Raw genomic sequence first — 25,810 nt, 5'->3', positions numbered from 1 at the left:
TAAATTAGCCGTAATATTCAGAGTCCAAAAATAGGGAAATTTAATAAGACTTTATCATGCAAAATCTTCAAGATCTACAAGAAAAAATTTTTTTTGAATCGAAAAATATTCTCGATACACTCTCTAAAATAAATTCTAAAGAGGAGTTATTGGCAAAACAGGATTTGTTTGCAGAAGTCGCGGATCGAATCGCATTTCTTCGGATTTTAGAGAAAAATAAGGAAAGCTTCCTCACAGAACAGCCGCAAGAATTCAGCGATACGCATGAGACTGGTTTCAACATAAATTCTCAAACTCAAGTAGAACATTTTGATGATTTCTCGTTTGAAGAAGATGTAATTGAAGAAGAAGTCATGTTCACCAACGAGATCAACGCCATTCAACAGGATGAAAGTCTCGTTGAAAATAGGAGAGAGGAAGAGTTAGAGACTGAAATTTTCAGCCAGGTGGAAACTGCTGAAATTTTATCGGTACCGGAAAACATCGAATTTACACCCGAAGAAAATATTACAGAGAATGAACTTGTTCCAGAGAAAGAAATCCCACTGGTTGTAGAACAGGAAGATCCCAATTATCAAGAACGGTTATTTCAGAAAGAACAGGAATTTCTTGATTCAGAAGAACGACGCCGAAAAATCGTGGAGATCAATAAGCATGACGTACAAAATGCAACTCCTGAAGAATTAATCCAGGATTATAAAACGCTGGAGCAGCAAACGGAGAAAAAATTTAAATTGTCTAATATTAAAGGACTGAAAGCCGTTCAGAATCTCTTTGATGAAGATCCACTGGAAAAAATTCAGGAAAAGAAATCGGAAAGTTCAGAAGATAACTTTGATAATGGAAGCCTGCTTAAAACCAACATTCCAACCGATTTTATGGAAGCGCCAAAAAAGCAGCACGAATTTAAACTGGATTTTAACGACAAAATTGCTTTTACAAAATTACTTTTCAAAGGAGATGAAAACGAACTTAAATTAACAATTGATAAATTAAATTCTTTTCATAATATGGAAGAAGCCCGCCAGTATTTAAGCGAAGTTTATTACCGGAAAGACTGGAGTAAAGTTGATGAATATGCGCAGCGTCTTTGGGATCTGGTAGAAAATAAATTGATGTAAAATCAATCGTTCAAAATCAGTCTATCATTAATCAGCAACAAGTAAAATATGTTAAAAAGTATTTCAGACTTCAAAAATGTCTTTTTTATTGGAGTAGCAGGAGTCGGAATGAGCGCGATTGCGCAATATTTAAAAGGAATTGGCAAAGAAGTTTCCGGAAGTGACCGTTATTTTCATCCCGAAGAATACAATAAAACAAAGGAACAGCTAGAAAAGGAGGGAATCAAATGTTTTCTCCAGGATGGAAGCGGAATTACAGAAAACACAGATTTAATCGTCGTCTCCACCGCAATTGAAGATACGGTTTTTGAAGTACAGAAAGCAAAAGAACTCGGGATCCAGATCATTAAAAGAAGCGAGTTATTATCAATCATTGCGAAAAGCAAAAAAACAATTGCAGTTGCTGGAACTTCAGGAAAATCTACGACGTCGGCGATGCTTTATCAGATCTTACTGGATGCGAAACTGGAGCCGAGTATTATTTCTGGTGCAGGTTTAACGAGCATTATCAAAGAAGGTAAAATAGGAAATGCTGCCGTCGGAAATGGGGACTGGCTCATCATTGAAGCGGACGAAAGCGACGGATCTGTGGTTCAATACAAACCAGAAATCGGCTTACTTTTAAATATTGATAAAGACCACCAGGAAATCGATGAATTAATTGATTTGTTTACTATTTTTAAAAACAATACGAAGCGTTTATTCGTTGTAAATCAATCTAATACATTAGCAAAATCATTGTCGGCAACTTCCAAAAATGATTTTGGTTTTGAAAATAAAGAGGTAGGTTATTCTGCAGAAAACTTTGAGCAGAATGGACTTTCATTAACCTTTGAAGTTTTGGATCAAAAATTTCAGATGAATTCTCTCGGCCAGCATTCTGTAGAAAATGCGACCGCAGCTATCGCAGTTGCAAATCGAATTGGCATTAACTTAAAAACATGTGCTGATAGTTTGGCGAATTATGAAGGGATTTATCGGCGTCATCAAATTTTAGGTCAAAAAAATGGCGTTTGGGTGATTGATGATTATGCGCACAATCCCGCGAAATGTGCAGCTTCAATTAAAGCCTGTCAACCTTTGGCAGAAAAAGTCATCGCCTGGTTTCAACCGCACGGTTACAAGCCAACACGTTTTCTAAAAGATGATTTTATTGAAGAAATTGCTGATGCTTTAAGACCCCAAGATGAAATATGGATGAGTGAAATTTTTTACGCCGGCGGAACAGCAATCAAAGATATTTCTGCCAACGATCTAATTGAAGGAATTAAAGCGAAAGGCAAGAAAGCCCATTTTATCGAAGACCGAAATGATCTGTTAGAAGCTTTGAAACCCGAATTGAATTCAGGAACTGTTTTACTTTTAATGGGTGCAAGAGATCCAAGTTTGGAGGAGTTCTGTAAAAACCTCTATCAAAATTTATAAATGAGCGGAATCCTGTATTTTGTTCCAACACCGATTGGAAACTTAGAAGATATGACTTTCAGAGCAGTAAGAATTCTGAAAGAAGTCGATTATATTTTATGTGAAGATACCCGAACTTCGGGTTTTCTTTTGAAGCATTATGAAATATCTAAACCATTGAAGTCGTATCATTTACATAACGAACATCAAACGACACAGAAAGTAATTGATGATTTAAAAAACGGACAAAACATCGCAATAATAACCGATGCCGGAACGCCGGGAATTTCAGATCCGGGTTATCTTTTGGCTCGAGCGGTTTCTGCTGAAAATTTAGAAATGCAGTGTTTGCCTGGAGCCACTGCTTTTGTTCCGGCCTTAGTAGTTTCAGGACTGCCCAATAATGAATTTTTGTTTGCAGGATTTTTACCTCAAAAAAAAGGGCGTCAGACAAAACTCAAACAACTTGCAGAGGAGAAAAAAACCATCATTTTGTATGAAAGTCCGCACAAGATCAACACCACTTTAGAACAGATCAAAGAATTTTTCGGCGAAGAAACAAAAGGCAGTTTAAGTCGGGAGATCTCAAAAAAATTCGAAGAAACTAAACGCGGAACAATTAATGAGTTAATCGACTTCTCCAAAAGCAAAACTTTAAAAGGAGAAATTGTTTTAGTCATCAGTAACGTCGAAAATAAAGCAGAGGATAACGAAAAACCGGTGTCAACAAATAAATATAAAAACTTAGAAAATTAAATAAGATATGGGATTATTAGAAGGAAAAGTTGCCCTGATCACAGGTGCAACCCGCGGAATAGGAAAAGGAATTGCCGAAGTTTTTGCCAAAGAAGGTGCTCATGTTGCTTTTACTTACGCTGGATCTGTAGATAAAGCAAAAGTTTTAGAAGAAGAATTAGGAAAAATCACGACAGTAAAATCTTATCAGTCTGATGCTTCAGATTATGACGCTGCGCAAAAATTAGCGGCAGATGTGATTGCTGACTTCGGTAAAATCGACATTTTGATCAATAACGCTGGAATAACGCGTGATAACTTAATGCTTAGAATGTCCAAAGATGACTGGGATACCATTATCAAAGTGAATTTGGATTCCGTTTTTAACCTTACAAAAGCGGTCATTAAACCCATGATGAAAGCACGGTCAGGTTCTATTATCAACATGACCTCGGTTGTAGGCGTAAAAGGAAATGCCGGACAGGCAAATTATGCAGCTTCAAAAGCGGGAGTGATCGGCTTTTCTAAATCGATCGCTTTGGAATTAGGTTCCCGAAATATCCGTTGTAACGCCATTGCTCCCGGATTTATAGAAACAGAAATGACTTTGGCTTTAGATGAAAAAACCGTTCAGGGTTGGAGAGATGCTATCCCGTTGAAACGTGGTGGTCAACCGGAAGATGTTGCAAATGCCTGTGTTTTTCTGGCGAGCGATATGTCCAATTACATTACGGGACAGGTGCTGAATGTAGATGGTGGAATGTTGACCTAGATTCTCTCAACTTTAAAAAAGATTTTTAGGTAACGATTTCAGGAGCACAAGAGTTTTTTTTCTTTCCAAAACCAGTCCTGCTCTTCGCTTTATCTTTTTGTTTTCTGAAAAAAACAAAAAGGATATCGCTGCGATCAGGGCTACAAAGAAAGTTGACGCTTCTTCGACAGATTTCAAGAGCTCTTTTGATTAATAGTAAGTTTACATACTAATTATTGCCGATTAGTTGGTAATTTATATATTGCGGAATATTTTTTGTATTGCACAGAACTTATATTTATCCAGATTTTATGAATCAACTACTAAAGAAATTTCAAAAGACTCGTGCTGAAACGGTTGCCCTTTGCGAGCCCCTACAAATAGAGGACTACATTCCACAACCTGTGGATTTTGCAAGTCCCCCGAAATGGCATTTAAGTCATTCGACCTGGTTTTTTGAGGAAATGGTCTTAAAAAAATTCGTTCCTGATTACAAGGTTTTTAATCCCCATTTTGCGTTTCTTTTCAACAGTTATTATCAAACTTTAGGTGATCGTGCTATTCGGACCGAACGTGGAACCATTACGCGCCCAACAGTTCAAGAAGTCTACGAATATCGGATCTATGTCGATCAACAGATTGCAAAATTATTAAAAGATAACTCCACTCCTGAACTGGAAGAATTGATGATCTTAGGAATCAATCACGAACAGCAGCATCAGGAACTTTTAATTACCGATTTAAAACACACTCTATCCTACAATCCAATTTATCCTGTGTACAAGGAAGGTTATAATCTCACCGCGCAGAAAAATACAGAAGAAGGTTGGCTAAAAATGTCTGAAGGAATTTATGAAATAGGTTTCGAAGGCGAAGGATTTCACTTTGATAATGAAGAAGGCAGACATAAAGTTTTTCTCCACGATTTCGAAATCTCAAGATCACTCGTTACAAATGGAGATTTTTTAGAATTTATGGAAGCTGGTGGATACAATAATTTTAAATTTTGGTTAGACGAAGGCTGGAATTGGGTCACCGAGAATCAAGTAAAATCACCACTCTACTGGAAACAGATCGATGGAAAGTGGCACTCCTTTACATTAGAAGGTTTAAAACCCATTCAGTCAGATGATATTTTAACGCATATCTCCTTTTACGAAGCGCAAGCCTTTGCAACCTGGAAAGGATTACGACTCCCTTCAGAATTTGAATGGGAAGCTGCAGCAGATCAGTTCAATTGGGGTAAACGCTGGGAATGGACGTATTCTGCCTATTTACCCTATCCAAATTTTAAAATTGCAGAAGGCGCAGTTGGCGAGTACAACGGCAAATTTATGATTAGTCAAATGGTATTGCGCGGTTGTTCAACGGCAACGCCGAAAGGTCACGAAAGAAAAACTTACAGAAACTTCTTCAGTCCAAAATACAGGTGGCAGATCACCGGAATAAGATTAGCAAAATGACGAAAAACGACTCCTTTTTAAAAGATGTGAATGATGGTCTCAGTCAGCATCCCAAATATATTTCTTCCCATTATTTTTATGATAAAGCCGGCGATGAACTCTTTCAGCAGATCATGGCAATTCCGGAATATTATCTGACAAATTCGGAACTGGAAATATTCAGCGAACAAAGTGAAAAAATTATTCAGTCCTTCCAGATCAGCACCGACGAAGAATTTGAACTCATCGAATTGGGAGCCGGAGACGGAAAGAAAACCCAGCATTTGTTGAAAACGTTGCTCGACAAAGGGTTTAACTTTAAATTTATTCCGGTCGACATTTCAAGCAACAGTCTTTCCGTAATAACTAATAGAATGGAAAGTCTATTTCCGGACCTGAGAACTGAGGCCCAACAAGGCGATTATTTTCAGGTTCTAGATCATCTTTTTCTTTCCGATAAACCAAAAGTAATTTTATTTATTGGCTCTAATTTGGGAAATATGGAAGATAAAATTGCTGCCCGGTTTCTCCAGAAGATCTCGCAACATCTCAAGGTGAATGAAAAATTGCTCTTAGGACTTGATCTTGTAAAATCCAAAGACATCGTACTTCCTGCGTATGACGATGCTGCAGGAATAACCAGAGATTTCAATTTAAACCTCTTGAAGCGGATTAATGCAGAATTTCAGGCAGATTTTGATCTGGAGAATTTTGAACATGTTCCGGAATATACAGAAGAAGAAGGGATTGCCAAAAGTTTTTTAAGAAGTAAGAAGAAACAAACCGTTTATATTAAGGAACTTCAAAAATCATTTAATTTTGAAGAAGGGGAAAATATTCACACCGAGATCTCCCGAAAATATAACGATGAGATTTTAAAGAATCTACTTAACGGTTCACTGTTAGAGATCACGGATAAATTATTAGATTCTAAAAATTATTTCGCCGATTATATCCTAACTAAAAGATGAGTTTAAAAAGATCGTGCAGAGGAATTTTAGGATTAGGCGCAGTGTCGACTCAATATTATTTGAAGCAAATATATGAGCAATATAATCAACAGAACGAAGAGTTCTCTACATGTCCGTTTGTTTTGTATCAAGTTGATTTTCAAGAAATAAACCTTTTTTTACCGGATCAGTTTTCAACTTTGATTCCGAAAGTGAAAGGTCATTTAGAAAATCTTCTAAATTTGGGAATCACAAAACTTTTGGTTCCAAATATTACGCTTCACGAAACTTTAGATCAAATTGAAATTCCAATTGAAATTTGTCATCCCGTTGATTTGACTTTAGAATATCTAAGAGAAAACACTATTTCAGAAGTCTGTCTTTTTGGGACTTCATACACCATGAATTCAGAGTATTTAAGGAGAAAATTTTCAGAAAATAAAATTGCCCTTTTAAAGCCAACGGAATCTGATCAAAATTGGATCGATGGTTTTAGGAAAAAGGTATATAAGGATAAAGCAAGTTCAGAAGAGATAAGTGAATTTCAAAATCTAATCCTAAAATATTCCAAAGAAACACCAGTTGTAATTGCCTGTACGGAACTTTCTGTCTTTTCCCTAAAAGAAAATCCCTCGTGTATAGACATGATGGATCTACAGATCAAGGAATTTTTAAAATAAGTCACGAATCGAATGTTCTATAATTCTGTTCCATGGAAAGGACCGTAAATGTAATTTCCCGGAAACTTTTTGGAATCTGTTTTGCAGATTTTCTCAGTCATTAACAGTACTTTTTTCATATAAATTGTAAAAAATATTTAATCTCCAAAAACCTGATTTTCCTGCTCCTGAACTCTAATGAAAGTAGTTCTCTTGGAAAGTTCCCGCAGTTGCGACGCGCCCACATAAGTACAGGTCGACCGCACACCACCCAAAATATCTTTCACAGTATCGGAAACCGCACCTTTATATTTGACTTTCACTGTTTTACCTTCGGAAGCGCGGTATTCTGCAACCCCGCCAGCATGTTTATCCATGGCAGTTTGAGAACTCATTCCATAAAAAAGGCGGTATCTTTTGCCGTTTTCCTCTACTATTTCACCACCGCTTTCGTCGTGCCCTGCGAACATTCCGCCTAACATAACGAAATCTGCACCGCCGCCAAAAGCTTTCGCAACATCTCCCGGAATTTTACAACCACCATCAGAAATAATATGGCCGCCAAGTCCATGTGCTGCATCGGCACATTCTATAATTGCAGAAAGTTGAGGATAACCTACGCCAGTTTTGATTCTCGTTGTACAAACAGAACCTGGTCCAATTCCTACTTTTATAATATCGGCGCCAGCCAAGATGAGTTCTTCAACCATTTCTCCCGTTACCAAGTTTCCAGCGATAATGGTTTTGTCCGGAAAAGCTTTCCGGATCTTTTTTACAAAATCTACAAAATTTTCAGAGTAGCCGTTCGCAACATCGATGCATAAAAAATTAATTTTTGGGTGAGCGTCTACGATATGCTGAATTTTTTCTTCATCAACTTTGCCGATTCCGGTGCTCAAGGCGATGTAATCGTAAATATCGTCGGTCTGATTGGTTAAGAAAGTATTCCAGTCTTCTAAAGTATAATGTTTATGAATCGCAGTAATAATTTTATCCTTTGCCAGAGCAGTTGCCATTTCAAAAGTTCCCACGGTGTCCATATTAGCAGCGATAATGGGAATTCCGCTCCATTTTTTCTGAGAATTAATGAAGGTGAAATTACGTTCCAGACTCACTTGCGAACGGGATTTTAAGGTGGAACGTTTGGGACGGATCATCACGTCTTTAAATCCTAATTTGAGTTCGTTTTCTATTCGCATGTTGGAAAGGTAAAATTGGTAATTGAGATTGATAAAGGAAAAATACTATTCCATTATTTTACGAAGGTTTTCTAATTCTTCATGAGCAGTCAGATCGAATTTAACAGGAACAATCGAGATATAACCAGTTGCCAAAGCAGTTTCATCGGCGTCTTCACCGGAATCCATATTGTTAAAATAACCGGTTAACCAGTAATATTTTTTACCGTGTGGATTAACTCTTTCATCAAAATTTTCTTCCCACTTTGCGTTGGCCTGTCGACAAACTTTGATGCCTTTAATTTCGTCTTTCAGTAATTTTGGAATATTCACGTTCAGCACAATCCCTTTTGGTAAAGGATTGTCTAAAACTTTTTTTACAATATTCTGAATATATTCTTTCGCTTGAGAAAAATCGGCATCCCAGGAAAAATCCAGTAAGGAAAAACCAATTGCCTGCAAACCTTCAACACCTGCTTCTACCGCGGCACTCATTGTTCCGGAGTAAATAACATTAATGGAGGAATTGGCGCCATGATTAATTCCGGAAACCACCAGATCGGGTTTCCTGATCAGAATTTTATCTAAGGCAAACTTTACACAATCAACAGGCGTCCCGCTCAGAGAGTAATCCTTCTGCGGTCCATCTAAACTAATTTCTTCAAAAGTAAGCGTGGAGTTGATCGTAATTGCGTGACCTTTACCGGATTGCGGGGAATTTGGTGCCACCACAACAACGTCTCCAATTTCATTCATAAATTCTACCAGATGCCTAATTCCGGGAGCTGTTATTCCGTCATCATTCGTTACTAAAATCAAAGGTTTTTGCATATAATCTCTAGGTTTTCCACAAATTTACTTAAAATAATAGTGCCCAAATATAAATAAGGTATTAATTTTGATACTTTGTAAAATCCTGTAACAAAAGGGAAAAATTCTTAACAAATTAGATATTAAATAATTATATGTTCAAAAAATTAAAACTCAATACATTACTGCTTTTCATTCCGCTTACGAGTTTGGTGTTCTGCTTTAATTCACCAAAGAATGACGACGATAAAATGTCGACCATCATGGTAAGTGTAAAAAATACGCTCAGTTATCTTCACTACTCTCCGAAAACCATTAACGATGCTTATTCTGAAGACGTATATAAGCAATATTTCGATATGGTAGATGCATCGAAAAGATATTTTCTACAGTCTGATATGGATGAGTTTGCGAAACACAAAACCAAATTAGATGATTATTTAAATCAGGGAGATCTTGTTTTCTATAAATTAACAGTCGACAGATTGTATCAAAGAGTTGATGAAATTGATAAGATCACGCAGGATATTTTAAGCAAACCCATTAATTTGAATGAAGATGAAACTCTGGTTCTAGAGCCGAAAATCAAAAGCAATGCAAAGAATGCTGCAGAACTTTCTACGGAATGGAAAAAATATATCAAGTATAATATCCTTCAGGAAATGGAATCTTTAACTGCAAAAGAAGAAATGCAGAAAGAGAAAAAAGATTCTGTGCAGAAATTTAATTTGAAAGATACCATTAAACTGGAAATTCTTACCCAGGAGCAGAAGAGGATTAAGGCAACTTCTGAAGTGAAAGATCTCGTAACAGACACTTTCCGAAGGTTTAAGAAAAGAAATAAAATGGACTGGTTTACGGTTTACATGAATGCTTACACCGAAGTTTTTGATCCACACACGAACTATTATTCGCCGAAAAATAAAGAAGATTTCGATACCCAGTTTACGGGGAAAGTAATTGGAATTGGCGCGATCATTCAGGAGAAGAAAGGATTTTTATATCTGGGAGCACTTAGCTTAGGCGCACCAGCCTGGAAATCGAAACAACTTTCAGATGGTGATAAGATCTTAAAAGTGAGATCGAAACCGGATGAAGATGCTGTAAATGTTGTTGGAATGCTTTCTGACGAGGCGGTACGGTTAATTCGGGGCGAAAAAGGAACGAAAGTAACTTTAACGGTGGAGAAGAAAGACAAAACCATTAAGGAAGTAACTATGATTCGTGAAGAAGTTGCGATCGAGGATACTTTTGCAAGAAGTATTATTGTTAACGCTTCCGATGGTAAAAAATACGGATTGATTAACCTTCCAAGTTTTAATGCTGATTTTGCAGATGCGAAAGGTAGAAATGCGTCCGACGATATTAAAAATGAATTGATCAAACTTAAAACCCAAAACGTTGAAGGAATTATTCTTGATCTTCGAAACAACGGTGGCGGAAGTTTAACCGAAGTTGGTGATATCATGGGGTTATTCATGAATGCAGGTGCTTATGTTCAGGTGAAAGATGGAAACGGAAAAATTCAAACCTTGAAAAATAAATCCAGTGCTCCTCTTTGGACGGGTCCTTTGATCATCATGCAGAATGAACTTTCAGCCTCAGCATCCGAGATTTTAGCCGGTGCAATGCAGGATTATGGTAGAGCCGTGATCATTGGTTCGCCTCAATCTTTCGGAAAAGGAACCGTACAAACATTCGTTGATCTTAACCGATTTTTGAATACGAGTGATGATTTCGGGTCTTTAAAATTAACCATCCAGAAATTTTACAGAATTACAGGAGAATCTACGCAACGAAAAGGTATTGAATCAGACATTAAAATGAAAGATTTTTACACCTATGCAGAAATAGGGGAACGTTACGATGAATATGCTCTGGCGTGGGATAAAATTCCGGCAGTCGCTTATCAACCAGTGAATTACTTTTCGGTTCAGGCCTTACAAAAAGGAATTGAGAGCCGGTTAGTAAGTAATAAAAATTATCAGTTGATGCAGGAATCGGCAAAGTGGAAAGAGAATTTAGATAAAGAAGAAACTATTTCCCTTAATCAGGAGAAGTTCAATGAAGTAATGAAAACCAGAAAAGCTCAAATTGAGAAATTTAAAGCTTTGGATAAGTTCAACAATGGTTTAAAATTCACTTTAAATACGGATGAGGTTGCCCGTGAAAAAAGCGATGAAGCCTTCACAAAGAAAACGCAGAACTGGACGAAAAATCTACAGCGTGATCTCTACTTGCAAGAAGCGGTGACAGTTGTAGGACAAATGAAATAATTTTTTTAAAATAATGACTATAAGAACCATCGGATTTCCGGTGGTTTTTTCTTTTTTACAAGTCGGTACGTAAAACCGACCCTTCGGTGATAATTTGTTGAAGAATGAACACGCGCGGAATATCTTTACACCATCAAATAAAAGCAATAATTAAATTTAAAAAAATGGAAACTTACAATTTTAACCAGGAAGAAAAATTCTCTCAAGCACAAAGAAGAGTGAAAAGCATTGAAGGATTTTATATTCACGCGACTGTTTATTTGGCCGTAAATGCGGTGATCATTGCAGGATGTGCGGTTGATAATATTAGCAGTTTATTGACTGCTGATCCTTACATGACAGCTTTGTTTTGGGGAATTGGTCTGGCTGCTCACGGAATGTCAGTTTTTGGACAAGACTTTATTCTTGGAAAAAACTGGGAGGAAAAAGAAATTCAGAAAATATTGAATAAATAACTGAAAAATTTCATTTATCATTAAATTTACGAAATGGAACTTAACAATTTAAAGAAGAGAACTAGGGATTTGTTGGTGATCTCTTTTGCGACTGGCTTATTCTTTTTTGTGTTTTTTACAGGTGACAAGAGTCTTAATAATTTATTGATTAGTTTTTTGGTTGCTTTTCTGTACACCTTGGTCTTTACTTTTGGGAATGGGTTGGTTAATGATTATCTAAATTCGAAATATTCCTGGATCGAGGATACAAAAACCCGAATTATTTTGGGAATCATTGCGACGCTATTGGTAAATGTCGTTTTGGTGATCGCTTGCAATTACATTAATTTTGTACTGCTGCAAAAAAGCGATCCTGCAAATTTTTTTAGAGGAAATTTAGGTTTTATCAATTGGATCATCGTTAATATTGCGCTTCTGGTTTCTGCAATTTTACATGCCAAAGGTTTTATCGAAGAGTGGAAGAAATCTACCCGAAAAGAAGTCGTAGAGCAGAAATTAATTGCAAAATCTGCAAACGCTCAGTTTGAAAGTTTAAAGAACCAACTCGATCCACATTTTCTCTTTAACTCTTTAAATGTTTTAAGTTCCTTAATCGATGAAAATCCGAATCAAGCTCAGAAATTTACCTCTTCCATGTCCAAAATTTACCGCTACGTTCTGGAGCAAAAAGATAAGGAACTCGTGACGGTAGAAGAAGAAATAGAATTTGCGAAAACCTATTGCGATCTTTTAAAAACCCGTTTCGAAGACAGCGTGAGTTTTGAATTTAATGTTAATGAAACTTCCCTGAGATCTTACGTAGTTCCACTTTCTCTACAATTACTTTTGGAAAACTGCATCAAACATAATTTTGCAACTTCGAGCAAACCTCTGCATATCAAGATCTATTCAGAACATGGATTTCTATTTATAGAAAATAATTTGCAGCAAAGAGAACAGATGAAAGAAAGTGCCGGAATTGGCCTCTCAAACATCGTTCAGCGCTATTCTTTACTTACTAAACAAAATGTTTTCATCGAAAAATCAGAGGAATTTTTCAGAGTAAAAATTCCCATGTTAACCCAAAAAATTACTGCTATGACTGCACAACCATCACAAGAATCAATGGCTTATCAAAGAGCCGCAAAAAGAGTAGAAGAGTTGAAAGGTTTCTACAGCAACCTGATTTCTTACTGTTTGATCATTCCTTTTTTAGTCTTCATCAACCTTTATACTTCGCCCCAATATTTATGGTTTATCTGGCCGATGTTAGGCTGGGGTTTTGGCTTATTGATGCATGCTTTAAAAGTGTACGGAATTGGCAAGAACTGGGAAGAGAAACAAATTCAGAAAATTTTAGACCGACAAAATTCAAAAAATTAATTTAAATGGAAAATTTAACAACAAAAGAAATTGATTATTCCATCGCGAAAGAAAGGGTACATCAACTGAAAAAATTCTATGCTAGTTTGCTTATTTTCATCATCCTATTTGCATTTTTCGGTTTTCGAAAATATGACATAACGGGAGAACTCAACTTTTTAAGATTTAATAACTGGTCCGCAATCTTCTGGATCTGGGGACTACTTTTAGCGCTTAAAGCAGTGAAATTATTTTTCTTTAATCAAAACTGGGAAAGAAGGATGATAGATAAACAACTCAATAAATAAGATCATGGAAAATTTTAATCAAGACGACATTAAATATTTAGAAGCTCAAAAACGCGTAAAACGCCTGAAAGGATTTTACATTCATGCCCTTGTTTACGTGTTGGTCAATCTTTTTATCATTGAGCAAAATGTGCAGTCCGGAGCTTCTCTTTCGAGTATGGATAATTACTGGACCGCTCTGTTTTGGGGAATCGGTTTGCTGGGACACGCGATCAGCGTTTTCTTGCCAAATGTGATCATGGGAAAAGATTGGGAAGAGAAAAAAATTCGGGAGTTAATGGATAAAAATAAATAAGATGAACACTCTAACAAATATCGTGATAACCCTTTGGGCGATCTCCGAAGTTTTTCTTCTTTTAAAAATGAGATCCGGTGGCGACGATGCGAAAGGTAAAGATAACAAAACGCTTTCCCGCTTGTGGCTGGTGATTGGATTCAGCATCTTCTTCGGAATTTTTGTTTCCAAGGCATGGAGCTCTCCCTTTTACAGCAGTAAAATAATACAGATCATTGGTTTAGTATTGCTTTTATTATCTGTTATTTTGAGGTTGATCGTCGTTTATCAATTAGGAAAGTATTTTACCGTAGACGTTACTATCAAAAAAGACCATCAATTAAAAACAAATGGGTTTTACAAATATGTGCTGCATCCATCTTACGCCTTTTCTTTGCTCACATTTGTAGGATTGGCAATTGTTCTCAATAATTTTATCTCTGCAATAATCCTTTTATTTCCAGTTTTTCTGATGTTTCTTTACCGAATTAAGATTGAAGAAAACGTATTGAAAGATCAATTTGGAAAAGATTATTCCAATTATATGCAGAAAACAAAAAGACTTATTCCTTTTATTTATTAATTTTAGAGTATGATAAAAACCGTCATCATCGAAGATGAAAGACCTGCCGCGCGAAAACTCGAAAGATTAATTAGTTTGTTTCCTGATTTAGAACTAGTTGCAACCCTAAATTCTGTTGATGAAGGTTCAGACTGGTTTCAGAATAATCCACATCCGGATTTGATATTTTCAGACATTGTTTTAGGCGATGGATTGTCGTTTGATATCTTCGAAAAAGTTCCGACGAAGAGTTTTATGATTTATACCACGGCGTTTGATCAGTACACATTGAAAGCTTTTAAACTCAATTCGATCGACTATCTTTTGAAGCCAATTATGGAAGAAGATCTGGAAAAAGCGATCAATAAATATAAAAGCTTCTTACCTTTCGATTCGTCTTATAATACTTTGGAAGTCAAATCGTTAATGAAAGAAGAGAAACAGAAATTATCGCGCATTCTAGTAAAAATAGGCTATAATTTAAAGATTGTTCAGACCGATGAGGTTTCGTGTTTTTATAGTGAAAACAAAATCGTTTATCTTCAAACCAAAGAACGAAATTATCCGACCGATTTTACTTTAGATGAACTACAAGAAGTTCTCGACGAGAAGAAATTTTTCCGCGTGAACCGGCAGTTTATGATCAATTCAAATTTCATTAAAAACATTCACACTTCGCCTTATTATAAAGTGGAAATGGAATTTCAGCCCGAAGAAGAAATAACCGTAAGTCGCGATCGAGTGAAAGATTTTAAGGATTGGCTGAGCAATTAAACAATTTCTTTATGAACTGGATCTTAATCATACAAATCATTTATATCCTATTTATAATCGGAGTTCTGCTTCGAATTATTTATGACACGCAAAGTGTCACCAAAACTTTGGCCTATTTACTTCTGGTCATTTTTCTACCCATTATTGGTGTTTTTATCTACTTCTCTTTCGGCATCAATTACCGGAAGAATAAACTCTACAGCAAAAAGATCATTCAGGATGAGAAACAGGAAGATTTGGTTCTCGCAAAACTGAAATCATATAATCTTAAAAATCTTGACGCAGTCGATGATAGTGATCACTTTGCAGGTTTAATGAAAATGATCTATGAAACCGACAGAAGCCCTTTAACCACGAATAATTCTGCGAAACTTTTGATCAACGGCGAAGAAAAATTCCCTGAAGTTTTACAGGAATTGCAAAATGCAAAACACCATATTCACATTGAGTATTATATTTATGAAGATGATGAGATCGGTCGCGCTATTGAAGAAATTCTGATGGCAAAAGCAAAATCCGGCGTTGAAGTTCGTTTTATTTATGATGATTTCGGCAGCGCTTCCATCCGGAAAACCTTAGCCAAAAGACTAAGAGAAAATGGAGTGAAAGCTTTCCCATTCTATAAGATTAAACTGATCAAGCTTGCAAATCGTTTAAACTATCGGAATCACCGAAAGATTATTATTGTTGATGGCCGCGTTTCTTTTGTCGGAGGAATCAACGTGAGTGATAAATATAATAATGCACATTTCGGTAACAAATTATTTTGGAGAGATACGCATTTGAAGATCGAAGGAGATGCGACTTCAATTCTACAACATTTGTTTATTGGAGACTGGAATTATTGTTCCAATGAAAAGTTAACCATCAATGATAATTATTTTCCAAAGCCAGAAAAAATGTCGGATCATACAAGAAATGTTCAGATTGTTTCCAGCGGACCGGATTCCGACCGACCTTCCATTTATTATGCAATCATTAAAGCCATACAATCTGCGAGGAAAGAGATCTTCCTGACTTCTCCCTATTTTATTCCGGGAGAAACCATTATTGATGCGCTGAAGATGGCCGCACTTTCCGGCGTTGATGTTCGGCTATTGGTTCCGGGAATTTCAGATTCCTTTATGGTCAACGCGGCTGCGAAATCCTATTATACCGAGCTTTTAAAAGCGGGAGTGAAAATTTATCTTTATAAAAAGGGATTTGTGCACGCGAAAACTTTGGTTGCGGATCAATCTTTAGCGATCGTTGGAACGGCCAATTTAGATTACCGAAGCTTTGATTTGAACTTTGAAGTCAATGCCGTAGTTTATGATGAAGATCTTGCGAAAGAATTGGCTTTCAATTTCGAAAAGGATATGCAGGATTCGGAACAGATTGAAATTAATTCCTGGCTTAATCGTCCGAAACATCTTCAGTTAATTGAGAAAATCGTGCGGTTGATTTCGCCGATGCTTTAAAAACCTACTTCTTTTACCGGTCAAAATATCTTTTAATGAGTTACAACTGTTTTGATATTTTGTGTAACTACTATATATTTGCCGAAATGGATTAATTCATTATAAATTCATATTTATAATAGCTTTTCCATTTGTTATCTATCGAATTTAAGAGAAATAATGATTGAATTTTCTGCTATCTAAACTCAAGTTGTGAAAATAGTAGCCTTTTAAAATTGAAAACTTTTTTAATAAAAATCTAAATAGAAATCTAAATAAAAAGAAAAATGAAAAGAATCTCAACTATCTTCTTAATGGTATTCGGTATCATTACTTTCGCACAAACACCGTGTAACGTTACGAATCCCAGTAATAATTTTCAGGGAGCCAGACAATGCAGCGTAAATAACAACTGGAGTGTTGCCAATGATATTATTATTGCTGCTGATACCAAAACAACTTTAAAAGCAATTATGCCAAGTATTGCAATGAACGCGGGTGTTACAGCAACTTCTGTTCGTGTTAGAATTTATAATGATGCAAATGGGATCCCGGGAACTTTATTAAATACTCAAAACATTGTCCCAACTTCTCAAGTGGTTAAAGGATCTAATTTTGGAGTGAATTTTTCCGACGTGAAGATTGATTTGAGCCCGGTTGTTTTGAACGGTTCTGCAGGTGCAGCAATTAGATATTGGGTAGCAATTCAGGTAGCGACTTCCAATAATAGTACGGCTTATATGGAAACTACGATGGGTTCGATGGTCGGCAAACCATTAACTTTTAGCGATGGTGGTACCTTTATTATTCCGAACGCTGCTCAAGATGGAGTATATACGTTCTTTGCAGATTGCGAACCGTTAATTGCGACTGGTTTTCCTGCTCCATATTGTGGTGCTTTGGTTTATGGGACCGTAGAACCTATTACGTTGGTCGAAGTTGCGGGAATTAATAATGTCTCGAATGCGGTTATCAATGGTTCTCCTGCTCATCAGGATTTTGTAGATAAAATTGGTGAAATGAAGCGTGGAAATACTTATCCAATTTCTTTAGGCGGAAATACAGCTGGAAACTTTTCGGATTCCCTTGTAGTATTCATCGATTGGAATCAGAATAATAAACTGGATGATGCTGGTGAAGTTTATGTAATCGCGGAAGCTTTAGTAAACTCAACCGGAACTGATGGCAAAAAAGTAATGGGAAATATTGTGGTTCCCGCTGATGCAAAAATAGGAACAACCAGAATGCGCGTGAAAAAATCTTACGAAGGACCTTTCTTAAATCCTTGTCAGTCACAAACAAACTGGGGTCAAGCTGAAGATTATTCGATTAATGTAATAGAAAATCTTGCAGTTTCTGAAAATAATGCAATCGCTGGATTCTCCTATTATCCGAATCCTTCGTCTGATGTCGTTAACTTCAAAGCTACCGATACTATCGAAAATGTTGCAATCTACAACATGGCAGGACAAAAAGTTATTGATCAAACGATAGGATCAAAAGCCGGCTCTTTAATAATAACTCGATTAACCGCAGGAACTTATATTCTTAAAGTTACTGTTGCAGGAAAAGTGGGAACTTATAAATTATTGAAGAAATAATAATTTCGTCATAAAAACAAAAGAGACTGTCTGAAAAGGCAGTCTCTTTTGTTTCTACATAAATGGCTATGAAAATTCTATAATTAGAAAGTCCTTGAACTAAAGTTAGGTTACGTTTTATAAAATAATCTCTGCCTGCCAATATTCAAAAGTCTTTTTTTCTCCAGTATCTAAAGTAAAATCAAATGAGGTTTTAAGGGTTTCAGAAATTGAAAACTTAACTTCTTTCTTAAACAAACCTCCAGCGTAAGATAAAGTATGATATTCACCGTTTTCTCCACAAACATCGATGTTCTTCGGAAATGAATTAATCAAATCAGCATCCAGATCTTTTCCAATAAAAGTCTCATCTAAAATATCCGCCTGAGTAACAATGATTTTTGATTTGATTCCTGAACTTACGAAATCGTCGATAACTTCCTGAGATGTTTTTTCCCAAAGCGGTTCTACAACTTCAATTCCCAAAGGCTGAAGTTTACTTTCCCGATAATCCTTTACGTCTGACAAAAAGATATCTCCAAAAACAAAATGCTTCACGCCTTGTTCTTTAAAATGCTTCACCGCTTCAGCCATTTTCTCTTCGTAATTTTTTAACGCAGTAGAAGATTCGACGGGATAAAGAGGAATGCCAATACTTTCTGCCTGTCTTTCTAAGATCTCCAACGGAATCGAATGCATCGAAGATTTTGCGGTTTCTTCATTCATCGTTGTCAGTAAGGTAATGACTTCAAATTCTTTTTCTGCCAGAACTTTTTGAAGTGCTAAAGCAGAATCTTTTCCGCCACTCCAGTTGAATACTGCTTTTTTCATTGAGGATTTGAATTTACAAAATTTGCGGTTTCACTGACGATGAACGTTATTTTATTCAATATTTATTTAGGTTAAATGTAAAGGAATTTGAAGACTGGTCGATGAAATATTTTTTTCTTATTTAAGAGAAATACCCAAAACCTTAAATAAGAAAAGTTTTATTTAAGGTTTTTGAAAATTAGTTTTTGAACAACTTAAGATAGTCATCAAATACATATATTTTTCCTCTCTGTGCGCCTGTAGTTTCCCGAATTATTTCTAATTTTTCTAAAATTGCAATTTGTTTATAAGCCGAGCCGTAGGATTTTTCAATTACTTTTTCAACTTTTTGGGCATCGGTTATTGGGTTTTCATATAAAGATGAAATTATCTTTCGTGCATCATCTGTGTTTCCTTTGTGGGAAATTAATTTTTCTTCTAAATCTTTCTGCAATTTCAAAATTCCGTCAAAAGTTTCTACCCCAATTTTTGCAGTTTCAATTACGCCGGTTAGAAAAAATTTAAGCCATTGCGTTAAATCATTTTGTGTTCTTACACGCATTAAATTATCATAATACAATGCTCTGTGTTTCTCAAAGAAATCAGACAAATATAAAATCGGTTGCTTTAAGATTCCCTTGCTTACTAAGTAAATAGGAATTAGTAAGCGTCCAATTCTTCCATTTCCATCCAGGAAAGGATGTATAGTTTTAAACTGGTAGTGAATAATTGCAATTTTTAATAAATCAGGTAAAACATTAAAATCATCGTTTGCAAATTTTTCCAGATCCGACATTAATTCTTCGACAGAAGTATGAACTGGAGGAACAAATGTGGCGTCGTTAATGGTGGCGCCGCCAATCCAGTTTTGACTTTTTCGGTATTCTCCGGGTAATTTATGTTTTCCCCGCACCCCTGAAATTAAAGTTTTATGCGTCTTTTTTATCAATCTGGATGATATTGGAAGTTTTTCTAAATCTCCGACCGCGGTTTTCATCGCCTGAATATAGTTGTGCACTTCTTCCCAATCATCTCTTTTATCTAAAGAAAGATCTTCTTTTTTTAAAAACGCTTCCTCCATACTGGTCTGCGTTCCTTCAATTTTGGTAGATTGGGTCGCTTCTTTCACAATGTGCATGCTGATAAAGAGATCGATATTAACGTATTGCGAAAAAGTATCTAATATTCCCAATTGTCTATCTGCTTTGCTCAGTAGATTCAAAACGTTCATATCATCAAGAATCCAATTTTTGTTGATTAGATTGGGCTGAAAACTTTTGTAATAACCCTGATTAATTTTTTTACCTGAGACAAAGTTTTTCATTTTTCTTAAATTAGATTTTCTTTATTTAACAAATATAGAAAAAAGCTTAAATAAGAGAAATTTTATTTAAGGTTTTCATAAATAACTATAAATAAGTAATTTTTAATTTAGGAAATTTCGCAGAATCTAGAACTTTGTTTTTCGAAAACAATTTTTCTGTGTGAACCTAAAGTCATCATTAATTTAAATTTCATAAAAAATATCCACACTTCGCCGTATTACAAAGTAGATCTTGATTTTCAACCCGAACTGGAAATTACCGTAAGCCGTGACCGCGTGAGGGAATTTAAGGACTGGCTTTCGAATTAATTTCTAATATTTCTAAATTTAGAATTCCGCCTGCCAATATTCAAAAGTCTTTGTTTCGCCAGTATCTAAAGTAAAATCAAAGGAGGTTTTAATGGTTTCAGAAATTGAAAACGCAACTTCCTTCTTAAACAAACCGCCGCCGTAAGATAAAGTGTGATACTCGCCGTTTTCTCCGCAAACATCGATGTTCTTCGGAAATGAGTTCACCAAATCAGCATCCAGATCTTTTCCAATAAAAGTTTCATCTAATAAATCTGCTTGAGTAACAATGATTTTTGATTGGATTCCGGATCGTAAAAAATCATCAATCACTTCCTGCGAGGTTTTCTCCCAAAGCGGTTCTACAACTTCAATTCCAAAAGGATGAAGTTTGCTTTCACGATAAGTCTTTACGTCTGATAAAAAGATATCGCCAAAAATAAAATGTTTCACGCCAAACTCTTTGAAATGATGAACCGCTTCACTCATTTTCTCCTCGTAATTTTTTTTTCTGTTGAAGATGTAACAGTATACAATGGAATTCCAATGCTTTTTGCCTGTCTTTCTAAAATCTGAAGTGGAATCTCATGCTTCGATGATTTTGAGGTTTCTTCTCTCATGGTTGTCAAAAGTGAAACGACTTCGAATTCCTTTTCTTCCAAAACTTTCTGAAGCGCTAAAGCAGAATCTTTTCCGCCACTCCAGTTGAATACTGCTTTTTTCATTGAATACAGTGATTGAAGAAATTAGAATTTTAATACAACTGAATCAAAACGTCAGCAGGAATATTTAGTTTTTCTTTCAGATTTCGAATCATTGTCAAACTCAGTTTTCTTTTACCCGAAAGAATTTCAGATTTACGGGAACGCGTTCCCAAAATTTTACTCAACTCACTTTCAGACATATTTCTTTGCTCCATTCGGAATTTGATGGCTTCGATAGGATTTGGCTTTGGAACAGGAAAGTTCACTAATTCGTACTCTTTTACCAAAATAGAAAGTATTTCCAATTCGTCAGAATCTTTAGAATCTTCCTTAATATCTTTTTGCATCAAGAGATAAATTCTCTCAAGAGAACTTTCGTATTGCTCCTTATTTTTTATTGGTTTTAACATAACTTATTTTTTTAGCATCGATCTTATCATATTCTTTATGCGTTCCGAACCACACAATAAAGATAATTTTCAATCGGTATTCTATATCCACGATTAATCGGTAACTATTTCCATGAATATTAAAAACAACTCTTTTATCCGTTAATATTGAAGCGTTCCTGTATTGTTCTTTCAGTTCATTCGGATTGTTCCATTCTGCGGTATTACCTTCTTCATACCAAGACAGCTAAGACTGTTTTGCTTGTGGAAACTCTTCCCAATAATCCTTTAAAGTATTTACAGCAATTATTCGCATCAACAAATGTACAAAAATGTTACCAAATTGGTGACGTTTATTTTAGTTATACTTTGCCGTTTTATAAGATGGAAATCGAATTTCAGCCGCAACAAAAAATCACGGTAAGTCTTCATTTGGTATAAGATTTTAAGGATTCGTGGTCGAAGTGATTCCGCCAGCAAGATTTCAGGTTCCGCCGGCGACGATTATTGTTTTACCTTTCATTTGGTTTTTATTCGAAGTTGCTAATGATTTTTAAAAGTCTTTGAAAATAGATCAAATCAGCATTTATCCTTTGCCCAGTCTCAAAAACAAACTACGTTACTACTCGTTCTTATGATTGGCAATATTAAAATTAAAATCCAGTATAATTATAATTATATATTTTTTTTAATGAATGACATGTAAAAATCGGTTCAAGTATATTTTTTTTGCTAATTTTGGGTTGTGGAAGAACAAGGTTTCATAGAAATTAGGGTTGATAATTTCGCGCAATCATTAACCCCAAAAGACGTCGATATTAACGAGGTCAAAACTGTTATATCCGATATCGAAACATTCTTGTACCCGACAAGAGATGAAAAAAAACTTAGACCACAAATATCTTATGATATTGAGTCTGGATCAGCTAAACACAAATTTTTTCTTCCTATTTCTGCCGTTATTCTTTTCAACGGACTCACTTCTGAGATTAATAAAAGAAAATCTTTAGATTTTTTAGATTACAAACGACAAGAAATAATTGATAAATTTCAACAAAAAGCACTTAAAGAAGGTTTTAAGATTGAATTTAAGAGTTCTTTAGCAAATGAACCACTACTAATTATTGATTCTCAAACTTCTTACAATATGATTTCGCCTCAATTTTATAACAGTGAGTTTTATCTATATGGTGAGATTTATCAAGAGGGTGGAAAAAATCCAAATATTCATATTTCAACATCAAAATTTGGAAATTTAACTATTTCTGCAACCAAGGAACAGATTTTAGATGGAGATAAAAAAACTTATAAGCCGTACGGGATAAAGGTAAGTGGAAAAAAAAACTTATCAGACGGTAAGTTTAGCGATTTGAAGTTGGTCGAATTTATATCATATCTTCCTGTTTTTGATCGAAGTCTATTAGATAAGGTTATTGAAAGAGCATCATGTAACTTGAGCAAAATAAAGAACGTTGATAACTGGATTGAGAGTTTAAAAACCGACAGCGTATGAAGGATATAAAAAGCGTCCTTCTAGATAATTCTTTTGTCACTAGACTATTAAAATCCGATGACGAATACCACGAAAATGTTGTGAAATATTATCAGTATTTCCTCGAGAATAATATTGTTTTATTTCTTTCTACAATTGTTGTAAGTGAGTATGCTGTTGCCGATAATCCTGATAATTTATTAGCGTTAAATTCTTTTCAATTATTAGAATTTGATTATGGCGATGCCAAAATTTCTGGTGAATATTTCGCATTTTTAAAAGATGATGATTCTTTAAGAGAAATTGAGAAAAGAAAGGTTATAATAAATGATTTAAAACTTTTTGCTCAGATAAAGAATAGAGGAATTGATGCATTTATCACTAAAGATAGAAAAGCACTTCCCAAAATGATTGAACCATTGAAACAAAATAAAGGGTTACATTTTGAATATATAGATTTGACAATTCCATTGGCAGATAGATTGGGAATTTTATTTTAATTCTTTATTTAACTAATCACGCCACTTCCCACCAACTCATCCTCCAAATACCAAGCAGCAAACTGTCCTTCTGCAATCGCAGATTGTGGGTTTTCAAATTCGATATAAAAACCTTCTTCAAATTGGTAAAGGGTCGCTTCTTCCAAAGTTTGCCGGTACCGGATCCTGGCTTTTACTTTCATCAATTCGCCATTTTGCAAACGCAAATCTTCGCGAACCCAATGAACTTCTGAATTTTCTATTTTTAAAGCGCTTCGGAAAAGTCCCGGGAAATTTTTTCCTTCGCCTACAAAAACAATATTTTTTTCAATATCTCTGGAAATCAAAAAGCAAGATGCTGCATGGCCGCCAATTCCCAAGCCTTTACTTTGACCGACCGTAAAATAATGCGCACCCTGATGTTTGCCAATTACTTTTCCATCCGATTTTTCGTAGTTGAATTTCTGAGACAGAAATTGTAATTCTTCTAATTTTGAAGAAAACTCAGGTGTTTCTTGATGAAAACCAGAGAAATCTTTAAAAATCTCTACAATTTCTCCTTCTTTCGGTTCCAACTGTTGTTGTAAAAAAGTCGGTAAACTCACTTTCCCGATGAAACATAAACCTTGCGAATCTTTTTTATCTGCCGTCACCAAACCCATTTCCCGGGCGATTTCCCGAACTTCAGGTTTTGTCAAATTTCCAATCGGAAACAATGATTTCGACAACTGATCCTGATTCAACTGACACAGAAAATACGACTGATCTTTATTGTTATCTGCTCCCGCCAAAAGATGAAAGATCTCTTTTCCATTTTCGTCGAAAGTAGAGTTCACTTGCGCGTAATGTCCCGTTGCAACTTTCTCAGCACCAAGCGATAAGGCTGTTTTCATGAATACGTCAAACTTCACTTCACGGTTACACAGAACATCAGGATTTGGCGTTCGGCCTTTTTTATATTCCTCGAACATATAATCCACGATTTTCTCCTTATACAATTCGCTCATATCGATGACCTGATAAGGAATTCCGAGTTTCTGCGCCACCATCAAAGCATCATTGCTATCTTCAATCCAAGGACATTCATCCTCCAAAGTCACCGATGCATCATTCCAGTTTCGCATAAAAAGCGCCACCACTTCATGACCTTGTTTCTGCAGCAAATACGCTGCAACACTGGAATCTACACCTCCAGAAAGTCCTACTACAATTTTCATATGTTCCTATTATAAAGCATTTCAAGGATGCTCTTTTGTGAGGTGCAAATTTACGATATTAAAAGCACTTTTTTAAGGAGCAACAAGAGTTTCGCTTCTTTCGAAAACCCAACCCGCTTTCCGTTCCAATCTTTTGTTTTTTATTCAAAAAACAAAAGGATTTCCACTCCAATCGGGGCTGGAAGATAGATTTTTTTCTCTTCCAAAATATTTTGATCGCAGGAAACCAATCAGTTTTAGAATAATAGAAATTTTCGATTTCAAAAAAAGAACTATTTTTGAAAGTACAATCAAGCACCTATGAAAAAATTCTTTTTACTTTCCCTTATAGGATTCGGACTGCACTTCAATGCCCAGATCGCAACTTCGACACCCGTTGGAAATACCGAATCAAAATTGACTTTCGGAGGTTCTGCAGGTTTAGGCGGATCGTTTGGAAGTGGCGGAGGCGGAACTTCCATTTATCTTTCTCCCAGAGTTGGCTACAAACTGACGGAAGATCTAGAAACCGGTTTAGCTTCAAACTTTACCTGGTCAAATTTCGAGTATTTTTCTGCAACCACAATTGGCGTTGGACCTTTTGTTAACTATTATATTTCCAGAAGCTTTTTTCTAAGTGGAATGTTTCAGGAATATTTCTTCAATCAGAAAAACAAATACGATCATTCAAAATACTCCGGGAATGAAGCCGCGCTTTATTTAGGTGGCGGTTACATGCAGAGAATTGGCGATCGCGCTTACATGCAGATCGGCGGAATGTATAATGTGTTGTACAAAAAAGATCAGTCGGTTTTTGGCAGTGGATTTATTCCAAGTGTTGGAGTCGTTTTTGGACTTTAAGGATAAACACAAATTGCACAAATATTTTTCACCAATCACACAAATTACAACACGCAGTTTCATTATAATCCTTAAACTTCTTAACCTGAATAAACTTGTTTATTCCTTAATTAATTGAATTTCTAATTTATTGTTAAATGATTGTTATTTAAATCATTAAGAGAAATTACGACAGAATAAACCTTAATGTCTTTAATGGTGGAAAAAA

At 35.6% G+C, this 25,810-nt stretch carries 28 protein-coding genes and 1 pseudogene; 20 read left to right on the top strand and 9 right to left on the bottom strand.

From position 1 onward, the window contains the following. The first annotated feature begins 56 nt into the window (after nt 1–56). From ACZ9HT_RS02565 to ACZ9HT_RS02535, 7 genes are all read left to right on the top strand, one after another. Nucleotides 57–1,121: a hypothetical protein gene (locus ACZ9HT_RS02565; protein ID WP_476038867.1), complete on the top strand. Its 1,065-nt coding sequence runs from the start codon at nt 57–59 to the stop codon at nt 1,119–1,121. A gap of 48 nt (nt 1,122–1,169) precedes the next feature. Beyond that, nucleotides 1,170–2,546, top strand: coding sequence for a UDP-N-acetylmuramate--L-alanine ligase (locus ACZ9HT_RS02560; protein ID WP_476038866.1), 1,377 nt, complete (start codon nt 1,170–1,172; stop codon nt 2,544–2,546). After that, the gene (rsmI, locus tag ACZ9HT_RS02555; RefSeq protein ID WP_476038865.1) at nt 2,547–3,281 is read left to right on the top strand and encodes a 16S rRNA (cytidine(1402)-2'-O)-methyltransferase; all 735 of its coding nucleotides are present in this window, start codon (nt 2,547–2,549) and stop codon (nt 3,279–3,281) included. It begins immediately after the preceding gene. 7 nt (nt 3,282–3,288) lie between these two features. Beyond that, the gene (gene fabG / locus ACZ9HT_RS02550) at nt 3,289–4,032 is read left to right on the top strand and encodes a 3-oxoacyl-[acyl-carrier-protein] reductase (RefSeq protein ID WP_476038864.1); all 744 of its coding nucleotides are present in this window, start codon (nt 3,289–3,291) and stop codon (nt 4,030–4,032) included. Nucleotides 4,033–4,322: 290 nt separating this feature from the next. Continuing rightward, a complete protein-coding gene (egtB, locus tag ACZ9HT_RS02545; RefSeq protein ID WP_476038863.1) occupies nt 4,323–5,474 on the top strand; it encodes an ergothioneine biosynthesis protein EgtB in 1,152 nt (383 codons plus the stop codon). Continuing rightward, entirely contained in the window at nt 5,471–6,424 is a 954-nt protein-coding gene (locus tag ACZ9HT_RS02540; protein WP_476038862.1) for an L-histidine N(alpha)-methyltransferase, read from the top strand. Before egtB ends, ACZ9HT_RS02540 begins: the two co-directional genes overlap by 4 nt. Then, nucleotides 6,421–7,083: an aspartate/glutamate racemase family protein gene (locus ACZ9HT_RS02535; protein WP_476038861.1), complete on the top strand. Its 663-nt coding sequence runs from the start codon at nt 6,421–6,423 to the stop codon at nt 7,081–7,083. Before ACZ9HT_RS02540 ends, ACZ9HT_RS02535 begins: the two co-directional genes overlap by 4 nt. A 137-nt stretch (nt 7,084–7,220) precedes the next feature. Here ACZ9HT_RS02535 and ACZ9HT_RS02530 read toward each other — a convergent pair whose 3' ends face one another. Then, nucleotides 7,221–8,261 (bottom strand): GMP reductase, encoded by a 1,041-nt coding sequence (locus ACZ9HT_RS02530; protein WP_476038860.1) that lies wholly within the window; start codon nt 8,259–8,261, stop codon nt 7,221–7,223. A 45-nt stretch (nt 8,262–8,306) separates the two neighbouring features. Beyond that, nucleotides 8,307–9,071: a 5'/3'-nucleotidase SurE gene (surE, locus tag ACZ9HT_RS02525; RefSeq protein ID WP_476038859.1), complete on the bottom strand. Its 765-nt coding sequence runs from the start codon at nt 9,069–9,071 to the stop codon at nt 8,307–8,309. Between the two features lie 134 nt (nt 9,072–9,205). On the opposite strand from surE, the gene ACZ9HT_RS02520 reads away from it, so the two are divergent. From ACZ9HT_RS02520 to ACZ9HT_RS02480, 9 genes are all read left to right on the top strand, one after another. Beyond that, nucleotides 9,206–11,326, top strand: coding sequence for a carboxy terminal-processing peptidase (locus ACZ9HT_RS02520; protein ID WP_476038858.1), 2,121 nt, complete (start codon nt 9,206–9,208; stop codon nt 11,324–11,326). Nucleotides 11,327–11,490: 164 nt separating this feature from the next. Beyond that, nucleotides 11,491–11,781, top strand: a complete 291-nt coding sequence (locus tag ACZ9HT_RS02515; protein ID WP_476038857.1) for a 2TM domain-containing protein — start codon at nt 11,491–11,493, stop codon at nt 11,779–11,781. Between the two features lie 33 nt (nt 11,782–11,814). Continuing rightward, entirely contained in the window at nt 11,815–13,143 is a 1,329-nt protein-coding gene (locus tag ACZ9HT_RS02510; RefSeq protein ID WP_476038856.1) for a 2TM domain-containing protein, read from the top strand. Nucleotides 13,144–13,148: 5 nt separating this feature from the next. Continuing rightward, nucleotides 13,149–13,430 carry a 2TM domain-containing protein gene (locus ACZ9HT_RS02505; RefSeq protein WP_476038855.1) on the top strand — a complete coding sequence of 94 codons (282 nt, stop codon included), beginning with the start codon at nt 13,149–13,151 and terminating at the stop codon, nt 13,428–13,430. A gap of 4 nt (nt 13,431–13,434) precedes the next feature. Beyond that, complete coding sequence (locus tag ACZ9HT_RS02500) at nt 13,435–13,725, top strand: 2TM domain-containing protein (protein WP_476038854.1); 291 nt, start codon at nt 13,435–13,437, stop codon at nt 13,723–13,725. Between the two features lies 1 nt (nt 13,726). After that, complete coding sequence (locus ACZ9HT_RS02495) at nt 13,727–14,287, top strand: methyltransferase family protein (protein WP_476038853.1); 561 nt, start codon at nt 13,727–13,729, stop codon at nt 14,285–14,287. Nucleotides 14,288–14,296: 9 nt separating this feature from the next. Then, the gene (locus ACZ9HT_RS02490) at nt 14,297–15,040 is read left to right on the top strand and encodes a LytR/AlgR family response regulator transcription factor (RefSeq protein ID WP_476038852.1); all 744 of its coding nucleotides are present in this window, start codon (nt 14,297–14,299) and stop codon (nt 15,038–15,040) included. A gap of 11 nt (nt 15,041–15,051) precedes the next feature. Next, the gene (gene cls / locus ACZ9HT_RS02485; RefSeq protein ID WP_476038851.1) at nt 15,052–16,500 is read left to right on the top strand and encodes a cardiolipin synthase; all 1,449 of its coding nucleotides are present in this window, start codon (nt 15,052–15,054) and stop codon (nt 16,498–16,500) included. Nucleotides 16,501–16,766: 266 nt separating this feature from the next. Then, nucleotides 16,767–18,080 (top strand): T9SS type A sorting domain-containing protein, encoded by a 1,314-nt coding sequence (locus ACZ9HT_RS02480; RefSeq protein ID WP_476038850.1) that lies wholly within the window; start codon nt 16,767–16,769, stop codon nt 18,078–18,080. Nucleotides 18,081–18,197: 117 nt separating this feature from the next. Here ACZ9HT_RS02480 and ACZ9HT_RS02475 read toward each other — a convergent pair whose 3' ends face one another. Together ACZ9HT_RS02475 and ACZ9HT_RS02470 are read right to left on the bottom strand one after the other, a co-directional pair. Beyond that, nucleotides 18,198–18,890: a Dph6-related ATP pyrophosphatase gene (locus ACZ9HT_RS02475; RefSeq protein ID WP_476038849.1), complete on the bottom strand. Its 693-nt coding sequence runs from the start codon at nt 18,888–18,890 to the stop codon at nt 18,198–18,200. Nucleotides 18,891–19,068: 178 nt separating this feature from the next. Next, complete coding sequence (locus tag ACZ9HT_RS02470) at nt 19,069–20,193, bottom strand: Fic family protein (protein WP_476038848.1); 1,125 nt, start codon at nt 20,191–20,193, stop codon at nt 19,069–19,071. Nucleotides 20,194–20,364: 171 nt separating this feature from the next. Between ACZ9HT_RS02470 and ACZ9HT_RS02465 the strand changes: the two are divergent. After that, nucleotides 20,365–20,502, top strand: a pseudogene (locus tag ACZ9HT_RS02465) (LytTR family transcriptional regulator DNA-binding domain-containing protein); the annotation flags it as partial. A gap of 18 nt (nt 20,503–20,520) precedes the next feature. On the opposite strand, the gene ACZ9HT_RS02460 reads toward ACZ9HT_RS02465, so the two are convergent. The 4 genes from ACZ9HT_RS02460 to ACZ9HT_RS02445 are packed head-to-tail and all read right to left on the bottom strand — an operon-like array spanning nt 20,521 to nt 21,821. Further along, nucleotides 20,521–20,970 (bottom strand): Dph6-related ATP pyrophosphatase, encoded by a 450-nt coding sequence (locus ACZ9HT_RS02460; protein ID WP_476038847.1) that lies wholly within the window; start codon nt 20,968–20,970, stop codon nt 20,521–20,523. Next, on the bottom strand, nt 20,967–21,206 hold the full coding sequence (locus tag ACZ9HT_RS02455; RefSeq protein WP_476038846.1) for a Dph6-related ATP pyrophosphatase: 240 nt from the start codon (nt 21,204–21,206) through the stop codon (nt 20,967–20,969). The genes ACZ9HT_RS02460 and ACZ9HT_RS02455 overlap by 4 nt, the downstream gene beginning before the upstream one ends. Before the next feature lie 29 nt (nt 21,207–21,235). Next, nucleotides 21,236–21,595, bottom strand: coding sequence for a helix-turn-helix domain-containing protein (locus tag ACZ9HT_RS02450; protein WP_476038845.1), 360 nt, complete (start codon nt 21,593–21,595; stop codon nt 21,236–21,238). Then, nucleotides 21,573–21,821: a type II toxin-antitoxin system HigB family toxin gene (locus ACZ9HT_RS02445; protein WP_476039198.1), complete on the bottom strand. Its 249-nt coding sequence runs from the start codon at nt 21,819–21,821 to the stop codon at nt 21,573–21,575. The genes ACZ9HT_RS02450 and ACZ9HT_RS02445 overlap by 23 nt, the downstream gene beginning before the upstream one ends. A 498-nt stretch (nt 21,822–22,319) precedes the next feature. On the opposite strand from ACZ9HT_RS02445, the gene ACZ9HT_RS02440 reads away from it, so the two are divergent. Beyond that, a complete protein-coding gene (locus ACZ9HT_RS02440) occupies nt 22,320–23,087 on the top strand; it encodes a hypothetical protein (RefSeq protein ID WP_476038844.1) in 768 nt (255 codons plus the stop codon). After that, entirely contained in the window at nt 23,084–23,566 is a 483-nt protein-coding gene (locus tag ACZ9HT_RS02435) for a PIN domain-containing protein (RefSeq protein WP_476038843.1), read from the top strand. Before ACZ9HT_RS02440 ends, ACZ9HT_RS02435 begins: the two co-directional genes overlap by 4 nt. An 8-nt stretch (nt 23,567–23,574) precedes the next feature. Here the strand turns inward: ACZ9HT_RS02435 and mnmA are convergent, their stop codons facing one another. Further along, a complete protein-coding gene (mnmA, locus tag ACZ9HT_RS02430) occupies nt 23,575–24,762 on the bottom strand; it encodes a tRNA 2-thiouridine(34) synthase MnmA (RefSeq protein ID WP_476038842.1) in 1,188 nt (395 codons plus the stop codon). 300 nt (nt 24,763–25,062) lie between these two features. Here mnmA and ACZ9HT_RS02425 point away from each other — a divergent pair, with 300 nt between their 5' ends. Further along, nucleotides 25,063–25,602 carry a hypothetical protein gene (locus ACZ9HT_RS02425; protein WP_476038841.1) on the top strand — a complete coding sequence of 180 codons (540 nt, stop codon included), beginning with the start codon at nt 25,063–25,065 and terminating at the stop codon, nt 25,600–25,602. Nucleotides 25,603–25,810: the final 208 nt, after the last annotated feature.

The organism is Chryseobacterium sp. UYP7 (assembly GCF_056279225.1).
The sequence above is the reverse complement of the archived record's forward strand: the minus strand, read 5'-3'. Positions and strand labels throughout refer to the sequence as shown.

What these genes read in the sequence shown, in the direction of transcription:
- ACZ9HT_RS02535 (WP_476038861.1), top strand. Translation starts at nt 6,421, where the DNA reads ATGAGTTTAAAAAGATCGTGCAGAGGAATTTTAGGATTAGGCGCAGTG.
- ACZ9HT_RS02500 (WP_476038854.1), top strand. Translation starts at nt 13,435, where the DNA reads ATGGAAAATTTTAATCAAGACGACATTAAATATTTAGAAGCTCAAAAA.
- ACZ9HT_RS02475 (WP_476038849.1), bottom strand. Translation starts at nt 18,890, where the DNA reads ATGAAAAAAGCAGTATTCAACTGGAGTGGCGGAAAAGATTCTGCTTTA.
- ACZ9HT_RS02450 (WP_476038845.1), bottom strand. Translation starts at nt 21,595, where the DNA reads ATGTTAAAACCAATAAAAAATAAGGAGCAATACGAAAGTTCTCTTGAG.
- cls (WP_476038851.1), top strand. Translation starts at nt 15,052, where the DNA reads ATGAACTGGATCTTAATCATACAAATCATTTATATCCTATTTATAATC.
- ACZ9HT_RS02480 (WP_476038850.1), top strand. Translation starts at nt 16,767, where the DNA reads ATGAAAAGAATCTCAACTATCTTCTTAATGGTATTCGGTATCATTACT.
- ACZ9HT_RS02540 (WP_476038862.1), top strand. Translation starts at nt 5,471, where the DNA reads ATGACGAAAAACGACTCCTTTTTAAAAGATGTGAATGATGGTCTCAGT.
- ACZ9HT_RS02470 (WP_476038848.1), bottom strand. Translation starts at nt 20,193, where the DNA reads ATGAAAAACTTTGTCTCAGGTAAAAAAATTAATCAGGGTTATTACAAA.
- ACZ9HT_RS02495 (WP_476038853.1), top strand. Translation starts at nt 13,727, where the DNA reads ATGAACACTCTAACAAATATCGTGATAACCCTTTGGGCGATCTCCGAA.
- ACZ9HT_RS02425 (WP_476038841.1), top strand. Translation starts at nt 25,063, where the DNA reads ATGAAAAAATTCTTTTTACTTTCCCTTATAGGATTCGGACTGCACTTC.
- ACZ9HT_RS02455 (WP_476038846.1), bottom strand. Translation starts at nt 21,206, where the DNA reads ATGAAAAAAGCAGTATTCAACTGGAGTGGCGGAAAAGATTCTGCTTTA.
- ACZ9HT_RS02560 (WP_476038866.1), top strand. Translation starts at nt 1,170, where the DNA reads ATGTTAAAAAGTATTTCAGACTTCAAAAATGTCTTTTTTATTGGAGTA.
- ACZ9HT_RS02565 (WP_476038867.1), top strand. Translation starts at nt 57, where the DNA reads ATGCAAAATCTTCAAGATCTACAAGAAAAAATTTTTTTTGAATCGAAA.
- ACZ9HT_RS02520 (WP_476038858.1), top strand. Translation starts at nt 9,206, where the DNA reads ATGTTCAAAAAATTAAAACTCAATACATTACTGCTTTTCATTCCGCTT.
- mnmA (WP_476038842.1), bottom strand. Translation starts at nt 24,762, where the DNA reads ATGAAAATTGTAGTAGGACTTTCTGGAGGTGTAGATTCCAGTGTTGCA.
- surE (WP_476038859.1), bottom strand. Translation starts at nt 9,071, where the DNA reads ATGCAAAAACCTTTGATTTTAGTAACGAATGATGACGGAATAACAGCT.
- egtB (WP_476038863.1), top strand. Translation starts at nt 4,323, where the DNA reads ATGAATCAACTACTAAAGAAATTTCAAAAGACTCGTGCTGAAACGGTT.
- ACZ9HT_RS02505 (WP_476038855.1), top strand. Translation starts at nt 13,149, where the DNA reads ATGGAAAATTTAACAACAAAAGAAATTGATTATTCCATCGCGAAAGAA.
- ACZ9HT_RS02435 (WP_476038843.1), top strand. Translation starts at nt 23,084, where the DNA reads ATGAAGGATATAAAAAGCGTCCTTCTAGATAATTCTTTTGTCACTAGA.
- ACZ9HT_RS02515 (WP_476038857.1), top strand. Translation starts at nt 11,491, where the DNA reads ATGGAAACTTACAATTTTAACCAGGAAGAAAAATTCTCTCAAGCACAA.
- ACZ9HT_RS02510 (WP_476038856.1), top strand. Translation starts at nt 11,815, where the DNA reads ATGGAACTTAACAATTTAAAGAAGAGAACTAGGGATTTGTTGGTGATC.
- rsmI (WP_476038865.1), top strand. Translation starts at nt 2,547, where the DNA reads ATGAGCGGAATCCTGTATTTTGTTCCAACACCGATTGGAAACTTAGAA.
- fabG (WP_476038864.1), top strand. Translation starts at nt 3,289, where the DNA reads ATGGGATTATTAGAAGGAAAAGTTGCCCTGATCACAGGTGCAACCCGC.
- ACZ9HT_RS02530 (WP_476038860.1), bottom strand. Translation starts at nt 8,261, where the DNA reads ATGCGAATAGAAAACGAACTCAAATTAGGATTTAAAGACGTGATGATC.
- ACZ9HT_RS02460 (WP_476038847.1), bottom strand. Translation starts at nt 20,970, where the DNA reads ATGAGTGAAGCGGTTCATCATTTCAAAGAGTTTGGCGTGAAACATTTT.
- ACZ9HT_RS02490 (WP_476038852.1), top strand. Translation starts at nt 14,297, where the DNA reads ATGATAAAAACCGTCATCATCGAAGATGAAAGACCTGCCGCGCGAAAA.